The organism is Flavobacterium anhuiense (genome assembly GCF_004151235.1).
GTDB classification, from domain to species: Bacteria; Bacteroidota; Bacteroidia; order Flavobacteriales; family Flavobacteriaceae; genus Flavobacterium; species Flavobacterium anhuiense_A.
In genome coordinates this window covers 95,037-112,803 of record NZ_JUIV01000014.1, presented here as the reverse complement: position 1 = coordinate 112,803, position 17,767 = coordinate 95,037, and the positions used below count along the sequence as shown (strand labels likewise).

General features: G+C 36.1%; 11 protein-coding genes. 9 read left to right on the top strand and 2 right to left on the bottom strand.

Going from position 1 to position 17,767, the window contains the following annotated elements; all coding sequences use genetic code 11:
• Positions 1-145: 145 nt before the first annotated feature.
• The 8 genes from NU08_RS16375 (at position 146) to NU08_RS16340 (ending at position 15,541) form a co-directional block, all read left to right on the top strand.
• Positions 146-1,546: a hypothetical protein gene (locus NU08_RS16375; protein ID WP_129748192.1), complete on the top strand. Its 1,401-nt coding sequence runs from the start codon at positions 146-148 to the stop codon at positions 1,544-1,546.
• A gap of 46 nt (positions 1,547-1,592) precedes the next feature.
• A complete protein-coding gene (locus NU08_RS16370) occupies positions 1,593-4,625 on the top strand; it encodes a SusC/RagA family TonB-linked outer membrane protein (protein ID WP_129748191.1) in 3,033 nt (1,010 codons plus the stop codon).
• An 11-nt stretch (positions 4,626-4,636) separates the two neighbouring features.
• A complete protein-coding gene (locus tag NU08_RS16365) occupies positions 4,637-6,238 on the top strand; it encodes a RagB/SusD family nutrient uptake outer membrane protein (RefSeq protein ID WP_129748190.1) in 1,602 nt (533 codons plus the stop codon).
• A gap of 1 nt (position 6,239) precedes the next feature.
• On the top strand, positions 6,240-7,877 hold the full coding sequence (locus tag NU08_RS16360; protein ID WP_242502576.1) for a glycoside hydrolase: 1,638 nt from the start codon (positions 6,240-6,242) through the stop codon (positions 7,875-7,877).
• Positions 7,878-8,035: 158 nt separating this feature from the next.
• The gene (locus NU08_RS16355; RefSeq protein ID WP_129748188.1) at positions 8,036-9,622 is read left to right on the top strand and encodes a glycoside hydrolase; all 1,587 of its coding nucleotides are present in this window, start codon (positions 8,036-8,038) and stop codon (positions 9,620-9,622) included.
• A gap of 78 nt (positions 9,623-9,700) precedes the next feature.
• Positions 9,701-12,124, top strand: coding sequence for a sugar-binding domain-containing protein (locus NU08_RS16350; RefSeq protein WP_129748187.1), 2,424 nt, complete (start codon positions 9,701-9,703; stop codon positions 12,122-12,124).
• Positions 12,125-12,235: 111 nt separating this feature from the next.
• Complete coding sequence (locus NU08_RS16345) at positions 12,236-13,603, top strand: glycoside hydrolase family 27 protein (RefSeq protein ID WP_129748186.1); 1,368 nt, start codon at positions 12,236-12,238, stop codon at positions 13,601-13,603.
• Positions 13,604-15,541 carry a family 43 glycosylhydrolase gene (locus tag NU08_RS16340; protein ID WP_129748185.1) on the top strand — a complete coding sequence of 646 codons (1,938 nt, stop codon included), beginning with the start codon at positions 13,604-13,606 and terminating at the stop codon, positions 15,539-15,541.
• Positions 15,542-15,620: 79 nt separating this feature from the next.
• Here the strand turns inward: NU08_RS16340 and NU08_RS16335 are convergent, their stop codons facing one another.
• Together NU08_RS16335 and NU08_RS16330 are read right to left on the bottom strand one after the other, a co-directional pair.
• Entirely contained in the window at positions 15,621-15,953 is a 333-nt protein-coding gene (locus NU08_RS16335; protein ID WP_129748184.1) for a YegP family protein, read from the bottom strand.
• Between the two features lie 126 nt (positions 15,954-16,079).
• On the bottom strand, positions 16,080-16,829 hold the full coding sequence (locus tag NU08_RS16330; protein ID WP_129748183.1) for a DUF1349 domain-containing protein: 750 nt from the start codon (positions 16,827-16,829) through the stop codon (positions 16,080-16,082).
• A gap of 101 nt (positions 16,830-16,930) precedes the next feature.
• On the opposite strand from NU08_RS16330, the gene NU08_RS16325 reads away from it, so the two are divergent.
• Positions 16,931-17,701 (top strand): response regulator transcription factor, encoded by a 771-nt coding sequence (locus NU08_RS16325; protein ID WP_129748182.1) that lies wholly within the window; start codon positions 16,931-16,933, stop codon positions 17,699-17,701.
• Positions 17,702-17,767 lie beyond the last annotated feature (66 nt).

Sequence of the window (17,767 nt, the reverse complement as noted above, 5' to 3'; positions counted from 1 at the left end):
AATATGAAAATGACCACATAATGATGTACTGCTATTTTTTCTGCCTCATATAAAAATAGCACAATCTCGAATAACCTACGATATTAAAAAACAAACTTTGACTTTTAGAAAAAAACTAACTAACCTAACCTCAAAAATTAAAGAAATGAAAAAAAATGTATTTTTATTTTTTCTTGCTCTTTTTGGCCTTCTCGCAACAACTGGATGCCAAAATAATGAATCAGGATTTCCAAGTTCTGATAATCCTACGGTGGTAGTTTCTACAAAAGAGATCTATGGAGCTCCGAGTAGAAAATTTGAAATTAAAGCTGCGCTTGCAGACGATTTAGGATTAAAAAGCGTACAAATTCAGATTCCAGAATTATCTCTGGATAAAGTAATTTCTTTTGGAACAAATCCGCTTTTAAAGTCGTATGATTTGAGTTATTTTTTTGAAATTCCTGCTGACAGAGGAACGTCGGAAGCTTTCAAAATTAAACTAGCTATTACAGATGTTTCAGGCAATGTTGTAAACGAAGAGATTAATCTGCGTTTAGATGGTGAGTTTGCGGCTCCTAGCATAACAATGATTACACCAAAAGAAGGAGCAGTTATTTTATTGTCTACAAGCAATGAAATGCCAGTAAATTTTGTGGTAAACGATGATTCAGGAATCGATTATGTGCAAGTAAAATGCGAAGCTTTAGGAATCGATGAAATGATTCAGTTGTCAGGATCTCCACAGTCATATACATTCAATAAAACGTACAAATTGCCAGTAACGGCTGCCAATTATGTTTTAACAATTACAGCTAAAGATAAATTTGCGATTCCAAATTCAGGAGCATTAAACGTAAATATCGTGGCTACCAATGAATATCCAGCGATCTATTTATGCGATCAGCCAAAAGGGACTAATCTTACTACAGATGCAGTTGGAGTTCCGATGTATTTCCATGAAAAAAGCGGACAGGATTTCGAATTCAAGTATTACGCCGATAAAGACAACAAAGAAGTATATTTCTTAGGTCAGGAATCTGATTTTGCCCCTCATTGCTTTGGTTTAAATGCTTCTGGAGAATTAGTAGATGATGTTGCTTCAACGCCAATTATTTTGCCAACAAAAGGATATTATAAAATAAAAGTAAATCCAAATACTTTAAAATATACTGCAGAAAAATATACTCCAACGAGTAAAGTTTGGGCAGATATTGCAAATGGTTTATGGCATGATGATGCTGCGTTAAGAAAACCGTTTGTAAGTGTTTGTGGTGGCGGTATTCAAGGCGCAACTTGGGATACTTGGGATGCTTGGGTGCAAAAAGGATTACACTTAGCTAATAATCCTAGCAATCCTTATCAATTAGTGGGTGAATACACTTTAACGGGAACTATAGAAGCAACTTTCACAGGCCAATGGTGGGATCCTTCTTGGAGATTAATTAAAAATGGAATTGCAACGATGTCTCCGGGAGAAAATGGCAATGCCAAATATCCAGCAGCTCCGGGTGTTTACAAAGTAGTTTTAGATACCGAATTGGAAAGAGTATTTATAACAAAAAAATAGTTGGTTATAACCTTAGTTGTAACATTAACAAATAAAACAGCTTAATATGAAATTTAAATATATAGGATTTTTTATTGCCCTTTTGTGTACTGCTGTATCTTTTGGACAAATAAAAATAAAAGGTACTGTTAAGGATAAAGCCAATGTGCCGATTCCAGGAGTAAATGTAATAGTGAAAGGAACTTCAACATCGGCAGCGACCGATTTTGATGGAAATTATGCGATAAGTGTTCCAAACAAAAATGCACAAATCGAATTTTCATTTGTAGGTTTTACTTCCCAGCTTGTATCAGTTGGAGATAAAACAGAGATTAGTGTAGTAATGCAGGAATCAAGTCAAGCGCTAGATGAGATAGTGGTAGTAGGTTATGCGGCCGTAAAAAAGAGCGATGTTACGAGTTCGATTTCTTCTGTAAAAGGAAAAGAATTGCAAACTATGACAGTTGGTAACGTAGCAGAATCACTTCAAGGAAAAGTTTCTGGAGTGCAGGTTACAGGACAAGGAGGTCCAGGCGCGCAGCCAAGGGTTTTAATTCGTGGTATTTCGACTTTAAACTTAAATACAGATCCTTTGTATGTGGTAGACGGAATTCCGATGGGGACAAGCATCAATTTCTTAAGTACGAATGAAATTGAATCTATGGAGGTTCTTAAAGACGCTTCTGCAAGTGCAATTTATGGTTCTCGTGCATCGAACGGAGTTATTTTAATTACTACGAAAAAAGGAAAAGTTGGAAAAACGAGATTCAATTTTGATTTAAGTTCTGGTATGCAAATTATGAATAATCCTTATAATATGGCTGATGCCGAGGGTTATGCAACAATTATGAATAAAGCTTATAATAATTCTGGCTATTCAGACTATTTGCCAAATCCATCTCAATACAGAGGAAAAACGACAGATTGGTGGAAGGCAGGAATTAGAACAGGAACACCAGTTACAAATGCTTCTTTAGGTCTTTCAGGCGGTTCTGATAAGCATACGTATGCCATCAGTTTAAATTATTATGATTCTGATTCTATGTATGGAATAGGCGGTTGGGAAAGAGTAACGATGAGAATTTCAAATGATTTTAAATTCTCTGATAAATTTTCAGCAGGAATCACCTTAAACCCTCGTTATGAAACTTGGGGAGCACCTGGAAACTGGGCGGACTTTGATAAAATAGATCCAATTACGCCAATTTACAAACCAGCAGATCAATTAAGCGGAACAGAAAATGAATACAGCATTTATGCAAGATCTCCATCTTATGTTTGGAATCCAGTTGCAGCTGTAAAACGTTATGATGATTATACAAACAAATACAACTTAAATACAAACGGATATTTGCAATACGAACCAATCAAAGGTTTAGTATTCCGCACACAAGCGTCTGTTGAAGTTGGAGACGAAGTAAGAAATAAATTCAGTCCTGATTTTGTAATTGACGCAGCGCATGAAAAAGCCGAAATCAATAGTGTTGAAAAGTGGAATACGACAAATGTGGATTGGACTTGGCAAAATACCATTACGTATTCTAAAACATTTGCAGAGAAACACAATGCTTCTTTGATGATTGGTAACACGATGGAAGAATACAACGGAAATAATCTTTGGGGTTATGGCGAAGGTGTGCCAAATAACTCAGATTCTATGAGAGAGTTAAATGCTGCTACTAAAAATAAAGACAGTAAAGGAAACAGCTGGTCTAGTTCATTAATGTCTTATATTTCTCGTTTTTCTTATAACTACGACGGTAAATACTATTTTACAGGAACATTCAGACGTGATGGTTCTTCAAAATTCATGACCAATAACAAATGGGCAAATTTCCCTTCGGCATCAGTTTCTTGGAGAATTTTAAACGAAGGCTTTATGGAATCTGCCAAAGATGTTGTTAGCGATTTAAGATTAAGAGCAGGATGGGGTAAAGTTGGTAATCAAGGTTTGCCAGATGCAGTTTATCAATCAAACATCGGGCAAGGATATTATGTAATTGGAGGTCAAGTTGTAGATACTTCTTTTCCTTCTTCAATGGCAAATAAAGACATTAAATGGGAAACGGTAGAAGATATGAGCTTTGGTCTTGATTTCGGATTTTGGAAAAATAAGGTTACTGGTTCATTGGAATACTACAAAAAACAGACACATGATATGTTATTCTTAAAACAGTTTCCAACTTATAGCGGGTTCCCAGGATATTCTACAATGTGGACAAACATTGGATCAATGCAATCAAGCGGTATAGATTTGTTACTTTCTTATAAAGATAAAAAAGGTGATTTCTCGTATGGTGTAGATGTAACTTTTACTACGGTAAATGTAGACATGTTGTCGCTTTCTGCTGACGGTGAAAGACTTTACGGTTCAAGCAATAGAACTTTGACGGTAAAAGGAGATGAGCCAGGCTATTTTTACGGATATGTAGCTGATGGATTGTTCCAAAACCAAACGGAATTAAACTCACATACAGATGAGCACGGAACGAAATTACAGCCATATGCACAAGTGGGAGATGTTCGTTTTAAAGATATTAACGGCGACGGAAAATTAGATGACAAAGACAGAACCAAAATTGGTTCTCCTTGGGCAGATTACAACATTGGATTGAATCTAAATTTTGCTTACAAAGGATTTGATTTGGTAGCTAATTTTTACTCGAGTATCGGAAACGATATTGTAAACACCAATATTTCAGATTTATATAACGGGGCAAGTTTAACAAATAAAGTGAGAGGATTAGAACAGATGGCTTGGCATGGTGAAGGAACTTCGAATTATATTCCTCGTTTGTCTAAAGATGATAACAATGAAAACTTTACCAAATTCTCTTCTCTTTATGTTGAAGATGGTTCTTTTGTCCGCATGAAAAACTTGCAGGTGGGATACTCTTTCTATAACAAATTTGGACTGGATAAATTGAGAGTATCATTGTCAGGACAAAATTTATGGACATGGACAAAGTACACGGGAGTTGATCCTGAAGTAGCAGGAGGTGATCCTGATAAACAAGACAGAGTAAAAGGATCAGGTTTTGGAGGATGGAATTATCCGGTACAGCCAACAATCTTGATGGGACTTAATGTTGCATTTTAATCAAAACGATCATGAAAAAAATAATAGTATCAATAATAACTTTTTCTCTATTAGCAGTTTCTTGTAGCGATTTTATTGAAAAAGAACAAAGAGGAACGCAGACTTTAGAAAATTATTTTCAAACCGCGCAAGAGTGCGAAAATTATGCCAATGAATTAACACAGCGATTACTGCTGGCCAAAGACTGGTGGACATTAACAGCGCCAAGAGTAACCAACGAAATGTCTACCGATGACGCTTGGATGGGAAATACAGGACAAGATAGCGGAGCTCATAGACCATGCTCGCAATATCTTATCACTCCTGATAATATGGGAGATATGAATAGTATTTATACAGCTCATTATTATACCATTCAATCTGCAAACATTGGTTTAGAAAGAATGGCTCAATCGCCAATTACAGATGCTCAGAAAAACCAATATATGGGAGAATCTTTATTTGTGCGCGCTTATTGCTACTACGAATTGGTAAATCTTTTTGGAGGAGTTCCTTTGTATACAAAATCTTTAGGAACAGGAGATTTAACTTTGCAGAGAAGTTCTGCGGCAGAAGTATATGCACAAATTGAAACCGATCTTAAAGATGCGGCAGCTAAATTAGAAAGTGCTCCTGTAAACAGAGACGGCAGAATAAACAAATGGGCGGCTTATGCTTTATTGGCACGTGTTTCTTTATTTCAAGAAAAATGGGCCGAAGCAAAAACTTATTCGAACAAAGTTATTACAGAAGGACCTTTTCAGTTAGAAGCAGATTTTTTAAATATTTGGAATGTAAACAATCATAACGGAGTAGAATCTATTTTAGAAGCGCAGTCATCTTCTGTTCAAAATAGAGATTTAGGAGCGGCTTTGCCAACTTTATCTGGAGCAAGAGGAGAAGACAAGAAGAATTTCCCAAGCAATGATGCTGCTGATGTTTTAGACGGATGGGGATGGTGTATGCCAACAAGTGACTTAGAAAATGCTTATCTTTCTGAAAATGATGTGATTCGTCGCAGAAGTACTATTACAAAATGGGGAGAAGCTGCTTATGGAGATGAAGTTTTAAACCCAACACATAAGTTTAGCTTAAATGATAATAAATCAGGACGTATCTGCCGTAAATATTATATTCCGATAGCAACTCGTCGTTCTTTAGATAAAAAAGACGGCCACTTGCCATTAAACATTCCATTGATTCGTTTGGCGGAAATGTATTTAACAAGAGCAGAAGCGAATTACCATTTAGGCGGAGATGCTTTAGCAGATATCAATATCATTAGAGCACGTGTGAAATTGGATCCAAAAACAGGAATTTCGGGACCAACTTTATTGAGACAAATCTATAAAGAACGCCGTTTAGAATTGGCTTTTGAGGGATTGCGTTTATTTGATATCCGTCGCGAAAAGGACCCAACAACAGGAAGACCAGTTATAGAATCTTTAATGGGACCAAACGGAACTTTTGTGAAATACAATTTAAGTTCAACAGATCCTTATGAAACAACTAACTTGAGAGAACCGCAAGACAAAGGAATCAATTTTGATCCTTCTAAACACTTATTGTGGCCAATTCCGCAATTAGAAATCGACTTGAGTGGTAATGTCATTAAACAAAATCCTGGATACTAACATGAAGTTTAATAATCAAAATAAAGTGAGTCTGCTGTGTGCAGGCTTACTTTTCGCAAGTTCTCTTTTTGTAAGTTGTGACTCTGAGAAATCTGAAAATTCAGGCTCAGAAAATGCTGTGACGGAATTGAATGTGAGTTTAGACATGAATCTGCAGACAATGGAAAGTTTTGGAGCTTCGGATGCCTGGCAATGTAATTTTATAGGGAAAAATTGGCCTACGGATAAGAAAAATAAAATAGCCGATTTATTATTTAGCCAAAGTGTAGATGCTGACGGAAATCCAAAAGGAATTGGATTGTCATTGTGGCGTTTTAATCTCGGAACAGGAAGTGCCGAACAAGGCGAAGCGAGTGATATTACAGATGAATGGAGAAGAACAGAATGTTTTACTGCGGATGGAGTTTCGTACAACATGTCAAAACAAGCAGGTCAGGTTTGGTTTATGAAAGCGGCAAAAGAACGTGGTGTAGATAAACTTTTGGCTTTTGCTAACAGCGCTCCAGTTTATTTAACTCAAAACGGAAAAGCTCATGCGACAATCAAAGAATTTTACAACTTAAAAGAAGGTAAAATGCCAGATTTGGCCGATTTCTGGGCAACATCTTTAGATAAGCTAAAAACAGAACATGGTTTGACTATCGATTATGTGAGTCCGTTTAACGAACCGCAATATGAGTGGGACGGTTCTGGACAAGAAGGCTCTCCAGCGACCAATGCTAATATTTATAGTTTTGTAAATATCCTTTCGCCAAAATTGCAATCAAAAGGCTTAGATGCAAAAATTGTAGTTGGAGAAGCCGGATCTTATGAATCTTTATATAAAACTGTTTCAGGAAAAGAAAGCAGATCCAATCAGATTGATTATTTTTTTGCTGCGAACTCTAGTAAAAAAATCACAGGCTTAAGCAATGTTGAAAAAACGATTTCTGGACACAGTTACTGGCAAGCATGGCCATTGAGCACATTGATTTCGTCAAGACAAGATGCAGCATCAAGAATTCAATCGGTTGGTGGAGTTAGTCTTTGGTCATCCGAATATTGTGTATTAGAAAGCCCAGGAACTGCTGAACTTCCGGGCGGAGCGGGAGCAGGTAGAGATTTAGGAATGTCATTAGCACTTTGGACGGCACGCATCATCAGCGCAGATATTGCTATTGGAGGCGTTACGTCTTGGCAGTGGTGGACCGCAATAAGTCGCGGGGATTACAAAGATGGTTTAATTCACGTAGATGATGGCGCAAGCAACGGAGCAGGAAATGCAGATTATTGTAAAAATGACGGATACATCAGAGATTCTAAAACACTTTGGGCTTTAGGAAACTTTTCGTTCTTCGTTAAACCAGGAATGGTAAGAGTTCAAATTCCTAGTGTTGACAATTCAACTGCTTTGAATGATATTATGGTTACGGCTTATAAAGATGCTGCAAACAAAAAACTGGTAATCGTTGCTGTTAACATGAGCAAATCAGTTAAAAAATATAATCTAAAGCTTTCAGGAGGAACAGTTACAGATAATAAATTGACTCCTTATACAACTTCAGAAACAATGAGTTTGAAAAAAGGAGCTGCGGTTGATGCAGCGAGTTTAGAAATTCCTGCTAGGTCGGTTGTAACTTATGTAGGAACTTACAAATAAGATTCTGAGTTGCTAAGAAACTAAGGTTTCACATAATCTTGTCATCCCGACGAAGGAGGGATCTCCACAAGTAGCTCCACAAAGATTGGAGACTTGTATTACAGAAATTTTTCCTTCGTCTAAATGACAAAATTGAGGATAATAAAAACAAAAAATAAATGAGAAAAGTATATCTCTCGCTTTTATTGGTAATTAGTTCGCTGTCTTTTGCACAGCGAACCGTTACCATCAGCACAGATAATGTAGTACAAACCATGGACGGTTTTGGAGGTTCTGATGCTTGGAGAACGCAATTTGTGGGTAAAAACTGGCCAGAACAGAAAAAAAATGCCATTGCAGATTTATTGTTTAGCAAAGAAATCGATGCGCAGGGAAATCCAAAAGGAATCGGACTTTCGATTTGGAGATTTAATCTAGGCGCTGGAAGTGCAGAGCAAGGAGAAAACAGTAAAGTTTCGGACGAGTGGAGAAGAAGTGAATGTTTCCTAAATGCTGATGGAACTTACGATTTCTCAAAACAAGAAGGGCAAAGATGGTTTTTGCAGGCAGCCAAAAAACGCGGGGTAGAAAAATTTCTGATTTTTACCAATAGTCCGCCAGTGCATATGACGAACAATGGATTGTCTTTTGCTTCTCAAAAGAATAAACTGAATCTAAAAGATGGTGCAATTCCAAAATTTGCCGATTTCTTAGTTCAAAGTATTCAAGGATTGGAGAAAAAAGAAGGAATCAAATTCGATTATGTCAGTCCCATAAATGAACCGCAATGGGAATGGATGCCAAAAAATGGGGATACCAACAGTCAAGAGGGAACACCAGCGACCAATCAGGAAATATATGATTTAACCAAATCACTTTCAGAGAAACTGAAAGCTAAAAAACTGAACACCGAAATCGTAATTGCAGAAGCCGCGCAAATCGATTATTTATATGAAAATGTAAATGCCGAAAATCGTGACAATCAGATCGATTTTTTCTTTGGAAAAACAAAAACCAATGTGACAAAATTTTCGAATGTAAAAAATGTAATCCTTGGACATAGTTATTTTACTACTTGGCCAATTGAAAGACAAGTTTTAAGCCGAAAATTGATTGCCGCAGAAGTTAAGCAAAAACCGGGATTAAAGTACTGGCAGTCGGAATATTGCATTTTAGAAAATCCGGGAGAAGCTGAAATTCCGGGAGGTTCTGGCTGCGGAAGAGATTTAGGAATGCAGACTGCTTTATTTGTAGCCCGTTTAATCCATAACGATATTGCGGTGGCAAATGCCGCTTCGTGGCAATGGTGGACTTCTATTACAAGAGTAGATTACAAAGACGGCTTAATTTATCTGGATGATGGAAAAAGCAATGGAAGCACAACACCAGATTATGTGAGGAATGATGGAGAATTTCACGATTCCAAATTGCTTTGGGCTTTAGGAAATTATTCGCTTTTTGTACGTCCGGGAATGCAGCGAGTTGATGTTCCAAACCAAAAAGAATTAGATGCAGCAAATGATGTAATGCTTACCGCATACAAAGACATTTTAAACAAAAAACTTATTGTTGTGGCTGTAAACTGTGGCAAAGAAGCTCAGAAATACAAATTCGATTTATCAAAAGGAACTTTAAAAAACAATGAGTTCACACCTTATGTAACTTCTGATGCATCAAATTTAAAAAGAGCTGAAGTCCAAAAAAATGGAAATTTAGAAATTCCAGCAAGGTCAGTAGTGACGTTCGTTGGAGAATTACAATATTAAAAAATGGTTTCAAGTTTCAGGTTTCACGTTCAAACCTAACTTGAAATCTGAAACCCGAAACAAAAAATAACTAAAAACATGTTAACTAAGAAAATTTTACTTCCTGTTTTACTCTTTTCTTGTCTGTCTGCGAGTAGCCAGATTTCGTTTGGAGATTCAAAAAAAATTAATGACAATTGGAAATTCAATCTTCAGGATGTTTCCGATGCAAAAAATGCTGCTTTTGATGATACTAAATGGCAGAACGTAAATGTACCGCACGACTGGAGCGTAAAAGGACAATTGAGTCCAACGCTAGCAAGCTGTCAAGGGTATCTACCGGGCGGCATTGCTTGGTACAGAAAATCAATCAATATTCCGCAGAGCAAAGCAGGTGAAAAAGTGTATTTGTATTTTGAAGGCGTTTACAACAGAAGTGAAGTGTTCATCAACGGAAAATCATTAGGAAAACGTCCAAACGGTTATATTTCTTTTGCATATGATGCCACTCCTTTTGTAAAATTTGGAGGAGAAAATACGATTTCAGTTCGTGTTGACCACAGCCAAAGTGCCGATTCGAGATGGTACACAGGTTCAGGAATTTACAGAAATGTATGGGTAGTTTATGCTAATCCGATTCATATTGCACAATGGGGCGTTTATGCTTATCCAGAAGTGAAAAAAGGAGCAGGAACATTGAATGTTGAGATAGATGTAGAGAATGGTTCTGCTTCTAATTCAGCTTTAACTGTTGTAAATGAATTGTTTTCAAAAGATGGAAAATCAGTTGGAAAAACAACTTCTAAAGTTGAAGTTGCGGGGAATCAAAACGGAAAAATTTCGACTAAAATCAATGTTAAGAATCCACAGTTATGGGATTTAGACAATCCAAATTTATACGAATTGAAAACTACTGTTTTACAGGACGGGAAAGAAATCGATAAAACGGTAACACAAACAGGTTTTAGAAACTTTACATTCGATCCCAACAATGGTTTTGCCCTTAACGGAAAATGGATGAAAGTGAAAGGGGTTTGTTTACATCATGATGCAGGAGTTTTGGGATCAGCAGTTCCGAGAGAAGTTTGGAAAACAAGATTACAAACCTTGAAGGAAATTGGTGTAAATGCCATCAGAACAAGTCATAATCCGCAAGCACCAGATTTTTATGAGCTTTGCGACGAATTAGGATTGTTAGTTTTAAACGAAGCTTATGACGAATGGGAATTCCCAAAGCGTAAATGGCTAGAAGGCTGGAATTATGGAACACCTGGATTTGAAGGTTCGTTTGATATTTTTGCTGATTGGGCAGAAAAAGATTTAGAAGATTTTGTGCGTCGTGACAGAAATCATCTTTCCGTATTTGCATGGAGCATTGGCAACGAAGTAGATTATCCAAACGATCCATATTCGCATCCGGTCTTAGATAAAGGAAAAGATGGTTTCGGACAAGCAGCTTATGGAGGCTATAAACCAGATGCGCCAGATGCCATGCGTCTTGGAGCTATAGCAAAACGTTTGGTGGCAGCAGTTAAAAAATACGATAAATCACGTCCGACAACGGCAGGCTTAGCAGGAGTCGCAATGTCTAATGAAACAGAATATCCAGGTGCGTTAGATATTACAGGATACAATTATACAGAAAGCAAATACCAGACAGATCATGCTAAATATCCAAAAAGGGTTATTTACGGAAGTGAAAATGTTCATGATATGGAACCTTGGCTCGCAGTAAAAAACAACAAACATATTTTTGGGCAATTCCTGTGGACAGGCATCGATTATTTAGGAGAATCAGGAAGATGGCCATCAAGAGGATTTTACTCAGGTTTAGTCGATTTTGCGGGAGTTATTAAACCAAGAGGATATTTCCGCCAGTCATTATGGTCAGATAAACCAATGGCTTATTTAGGAACATATCCTTTAGCAGATGAAAAAGATATTTCTAAAGATGCGTGGGCAATTTGGAATTATGAAGCGGGGCAGAAAATCAGAGTGGTTTGTTATACCAATGCAGCAAAAGCGCGTTTGGAATTGAACGGAAAAGTGGTTGGAGAAACTAAATTATATGACGAAAAAACGGGAATTATTTACTGGGATATTCCGTTTGCTTCAGGAAAATTAGAAGCAGTTGGTTTAGATAAAAGTGATAAAGAGGTGAGCCGTTTTGCAATTGCTTCAACACAACAGCCAGTTGAATTAACGATTGCAGAGAAAAACATTACGATAAGCAAAGACAAAGGCGTTGCTAAAATCATGGTTCAGGTTAAAGATCAAAACGGACTTCCGGTAATGCTTTCAGATAATGAAGTAACTTGTACGATTAGCGGCCCCGGAAAATTATTAGGATTGGAAGCTGGAAATAACAGCGATATGACCGATTACACAGATAATGTACAGCGTGTTTTCCACGGACATATAGCAGCATATATTCAGGCAAATGGAGATTCGACAGCGCCAATAAAAGTAAAATTTACAAGCCAGTGGCTAAAACCTGTTGAGGTTACTGTAAATGTGAAATAACAAAGCAAGAAAAGACCTGGCAGGTTTTTAAAACCTGTCAGGTCTAATTTTTGTCTGCAACAATAAAATTTCATTATATTTAAAGTGTAAAAACCACACATAAAAACATAGATGAAAATTACAAACTTACTTACAATCGCTATAGGAACATTTTTTCTATCAGCTACAACTAACGCTCAAAACACATTTCAAAAAGAAGAATTTAAACAATGGGCTCAGACTCCGCCAATGGGATGGAACAGCTGGGATTGTTACGGCCCGACTGTTGAAGAACATGAAGTAAAAGCCAATGCCGATTATATGGCAAAAGAGATGAAGAAATTTGGCTGGGAATATGTCGTAGTGGATATCCGATGGTTTGTCGAAAATGACAAAGCAGGCGGTTACAATCAAACAGATCCACGTTATGTTATCGATCAATACGGGAGATATCTTCCGGCAGTAAATCGATTTCCTTCGGCAAAAGATGGACAAGGTTTTAAACCTTTAGCAGATTACATTCATAAAAAAGGACTGAAATTTGGAATTCATATTATGCGCGGTATTCCGAAAAAAGCGGTTGAAGAAAAAATGCCAATTAAAGGTGCAAACGGAATTACAGCAGATCAGATTTATTCAACAGCATTGCAATGCGAATGGCTGAGAGATAATTATACAGTTGTAGCGGATAAACCAGGAGCACAGGAATATTATAATTCTATTTTCGAATTGTACGCACAATGGGGAGTAGATTTTATTAAGATTGATGATTTATCAAGACCGTATCACGAAGGAGAAATTAATTTAATTAGAAACGCCATTGATAAATGTGGGCGTAAAATTGTTTTAAGCACATCTCCAGGAGAAACACCAATTTCAGCAGCGCCACACGTATCTGCAAATGCCAATATGTGGCGTATGGTAGATGATGTTTGGGATACTTGGCCGCACATCACACATTTAATGGATGTTGCTCAAAAATGGTATCCGTACATCGCACCGGGAACATGGCCAGATTGCGATATGATTCCGTTAGGGCGTATTTCGATTAGAGGAGAACGTGGGAACGACAGAATGACTCGTTTAACAAAAGACGAACAATATACTTTAATTACATTTTTCAATATCTTCAAATCACCATTGTTTTTTGGCGGCGATTTACCAAGCAATGATGCTTTTACCTTATCGTTATTAACGAATAAAGAAGTAGTAAAAATGCATAATGAAAGTACTGAAGTAAAACAGCTTTTCCAAAAAGACGGAAAGATTGCAGTCACTTCAAAAAATGCAAAAGATGGGAGTGTTTATTTAGCTCTATTCAATACTTCGGATAAAGATTCGCAGAAAGTGTCCGTAAATCTTTCAGATCTTGGAATTTCAGGTACTGCGGAAGTTTTAAATATGTGGACAGGAGAAAAAGCTAAATTAAATTCGAAAGAAATTGGAGCCGATTTAAGACCTCACGCTTCAGTGTTATATCAATTAAAAAGTAAAAAATAAATGAAGAGAATATTTTTTTGCCTTATATCATTATTAAGCCTTTTTGATCCCTTACAAGCCCAAAATACAGCAAAAGGAATTCCGCCCGTAATTGCAGATAAAGATCTGACAGCTTATTTATTTGTTTATTTTATTGGGAATAAAGTAGAAGAAGAAGCGGTCAATTACGCCGTAAGCACAGACGGCTATCATTATTATGCCCTTAATAACAACAGGCCTGTTTTAGACAGTAAAACCATCAGTTCAACAGGAGGAGTTCGTGATCCGCATATATTGCGTGGCGCAGATGGCAAGACATTTTATATGGTTTTGACCGATATGACTTCTTCAAAAGGCTGGGACAGCAATCGTGCAATGGTTTTATTAAAAAGTACCGATTTAGTAAACTGGAAAAGCAATATTGTAAATATCCAAAATACATTTCCAGGAAACGAAAATCTAAAACGTGTTTGGGCGCCACAAACTATTTATGATACAAAAGCGGGTAAATACATGATTTACTTTAGTATGCAGCATGCAGGAGGACCGGATAAAATTTATTACGCTTACGCGAATAAGGATTTCACGGCTTTAGAAAGCGCTCCTAAACTGTTATTCGTTCCAAAGTCAGGAAATGCTTGTATTGACGGGGACATAATTGAAAAAGATGGAGAATATCATCTTTTTTACAAAACAGAAACCAATACGCCCGGAATCAAAGTGGCAGTTACAAAAGATTTGACTTCAGGAAATTGGATTGAAAATGATAACTATCTGCAGCAGACAAAAGATGGAGTAGAAGGTTCTAGTGTTTTCAAACTAAATAATTCAGACCAGTATATTTTGATGTACGACGTTTACACTAAAGGAAGATATCAATTTACAAAAACTAAAGATTTAGAAAATTTCAGCGTAATTGACAATGACATTTCAATGGACTTTAATCCGCGTCATGGAACAATTCTTCCAATAACCCGTTCTGAATTAAAGCGAATTACAGACAAATGGGGAATGCCAGCAAAACTTCAAAAAGTAAATCATAATCCAGTTTTGGAAGGTTATTATGCCGATCCTGAAATTTTATATTCAAATAAAACAAAAAAATATTACATCTATCCAACAAGCGACGGATTTGATGGCTGGTCAGGATATTATTTCAAGACTTTTTCGTCAGATAATTTAGTAGATTGGAAAGACGAAGGAGTTATCATTGATCTTAAAAAAGACGTGGCTTGGGCAAACAGAAATGCTTGGGCGCCATGTATAGTAGAAAAAAATATAAAAGGGAAATATAAGTATTTTTACTATTTTACGGCGGCACAAAAAATTGGAGTTGCAGTTTCTGATAATCCTACAGGGCCTTTTAAAGACAGCGGAAAAGCAATTGTAGCTACAAGACCAGAAGGAATAAAAGACGGTCAGGAAATTGACCCCGATGTTTTTACAGATCCAAAAACAGGAAAGAGCTATTTATATTGGGGTAATATGTACATGGGCGTTGCAGAGCTAAATCCAGATATGGTTTCAATAAAGCAAGGAACAACAAAAGTAATTGCAGTTGATGACACTTTCCGTGAAGGAACCTACGTAATCTACAGAAATGGAAAATATTATTTCTTTTGGAGTGAAGACGACACCAGAAGTCCGAATTACAAAGTGAGATACGGAATTTCAAATTCTCCAACAGGACCGCTTGAAATTCCAGAAAACAATATTGTAATTCAAGGAAAACCAGAAGAAGGAATTTATGCAACAGGACACAATTCAGTTTTACAAATTCCGAATAAAGACGAATGGTATATCACGTATCATAGATTCTCTTATCCAACAGGAATAAAAATGGGAGACGCAGGAGGTTTTCATCGTGAAGTCTGCATCGATAAATTAGAATTTAATGCAGATGGAACCATCAAACAAGTTGTTCCAACTCATGCTGGAATTGAGGTTTTGAAGAAATAATTTCAGTATTTAATTTTCAATAAAAAAAAGCTGTTTCTAAATTAATAGAAACAGCTTTTTTTATAATTATAAATATGTTTTAAGCCGTCTGATCGTCAATAGTGGCGTCAGGAGCATTTTTCTTTACCGATTCAATTCCGTTTTCTCTAGCAGATACACTTTCGTACATTTCGCTTGAGCCAATGATTTGGCCATTTCCAGCTTTTAAATTAAAATATGGCTTTCCGCTTTTAGATTCTAATCTATCATAACGATCATCGTCTGCCGCATTTTTTTTAACAGACTCAATTCCATTATTGCAAGCTGCTTTTGTTGTGTATCCTTCACTTGTTAGAATAGTCTGGCCATTACCAGCTTTTAAATTGAACTGGAATTCCCCATTGGCTCTAGTAGTGATTACAAATTTTCCCATGTAGTTTATTTTTAAAGTTAGGTAATAATAAATTTTGCTATTTATAAAAATACAAAACTTAGTAATACAAATCATACACCTGTTTAAAAAAATGATTATCTTATTGATAAAAAAATTAAACTAGGATTATATGCCTAAACGAAAATTAGAAACACTTTTTTCTTCTAGATTGATTTCTTCAAAAATACTTTTCGTTCCTTTATCTACAGGACATTGTGTGCTAATTCCCACCCAAATTTCTTTTGGATAATTGTTTTTGTACAAACGAACCATCTGCCAATTTTTTTTATCTACTGAATAATAACTTGCAACCGTTTTAGTATCAGAACTGATTTTCATGTAAACAGAAGGTACTTTCACCACATCATGATTATTATCGTCAGAAGTTCCCATGGTACGAACAGTTACAACTCTGTGATTGCCTCTTTCATCCTGCTCAAAACAAAATTTCTGATAAAAACTATCGTTAACATAAAGATATAGAACACCAGCATTATATAATCCTTTTTCTGTAAACTCAGGCGTAACTTTCGCGGTAAGCGTAAAAGGTTTTGTGTTGTCTACTTTAGACAAAAGCATTGGGGCGCTTGTATTGGACAATTTTTCGTTTGGATCAGAAAAGTAATCTGATTTTTCGCCAGCTTTAAAAATGATTTTTTCATTTGTTTCTAATTTTATTAGCGAGTCGGCACCGTTAACCGCTTTTGTAAAATGTATAGAAGACAGTTTAATATCGCAAGGCGAACCATTTACAAATGCAGAATCTGTTTTTGTTTCCTCTTTCAATGTGGCTTTTGCAGATTCGTTTTTATTATTGCAGCTGAATAAAATAGAAAGACTAAGAATAATAAGGATGTTAGGAAAAAATGTTTTCATAGATTATTTTTTTGGGATAGAAAGTGATATTTTTAATGCTCCAAAAATAGAATTGCTTTACAAAAGAGGCAATACGTAAAATTAACCAATTACACTTCTAAATGCCTCAGACTTCTTCGATCGAAAACCAATTAATGACCACATTTTTAGAACAAAAATTTGAAATTGGAGAATCTAATGATATTGAAATGTACAAACAGTTCGTTAGCAATTATGTCAAAATTGAACAATGTGTAGCCGTATTATCCGATTATCAATCCGATAGAAGTTATATCTACGCCGGGAGTTTCGGTTCTGTTTTTGGACTGCCAAATGAAAAAGCTGTAATTGACTCTGCTTTTGAAGAATGTATTTTTACCAAAATCAATTCAGAAGATTTGATAGAAAGACATGTTTTAGAACTTAATTTCTATCAGTTTTTAAAAGGACTACCAAAAGAAGAATATTGTAATTACAGCACGTTTAGCCGTTTAAGAGTGAAAGAATCGGTAGAAAAATGTGCTTATATAAATCATCGAACGATTTATCTCAAAACTTTTAGCAACGGCAGTATTTCCCTTGCATTATGCCTTTATATTCCATCAACCGATTTACAGCCTAGAAAGGGAATCGACGGAAAGATTTTTAATATTCAGACAGGTGAGATAATTGAGTCTGAGAAATATAAAAATAAGGCAGAAGCCATTCTTTCTAAAAGAGAAGTGGAAGTTTTAGCCAATGTTGCAAAAGGATACAAAAGTGAACAAATTGCTGCGGAAATGCACATTTCAGTCTATACGGTAAGACGTCACAGGCAAAACATTATCGAAAAATTGAAAGTTACCAATACTGCAGAGGCTATACAAACAGCGATGGTCATGGGAATTATTTAGCTGTAAACTTTAATAGTTAAATTTGATATGTAAGTAAGAATAATCTTTATATTTGAAGAAAAAAAA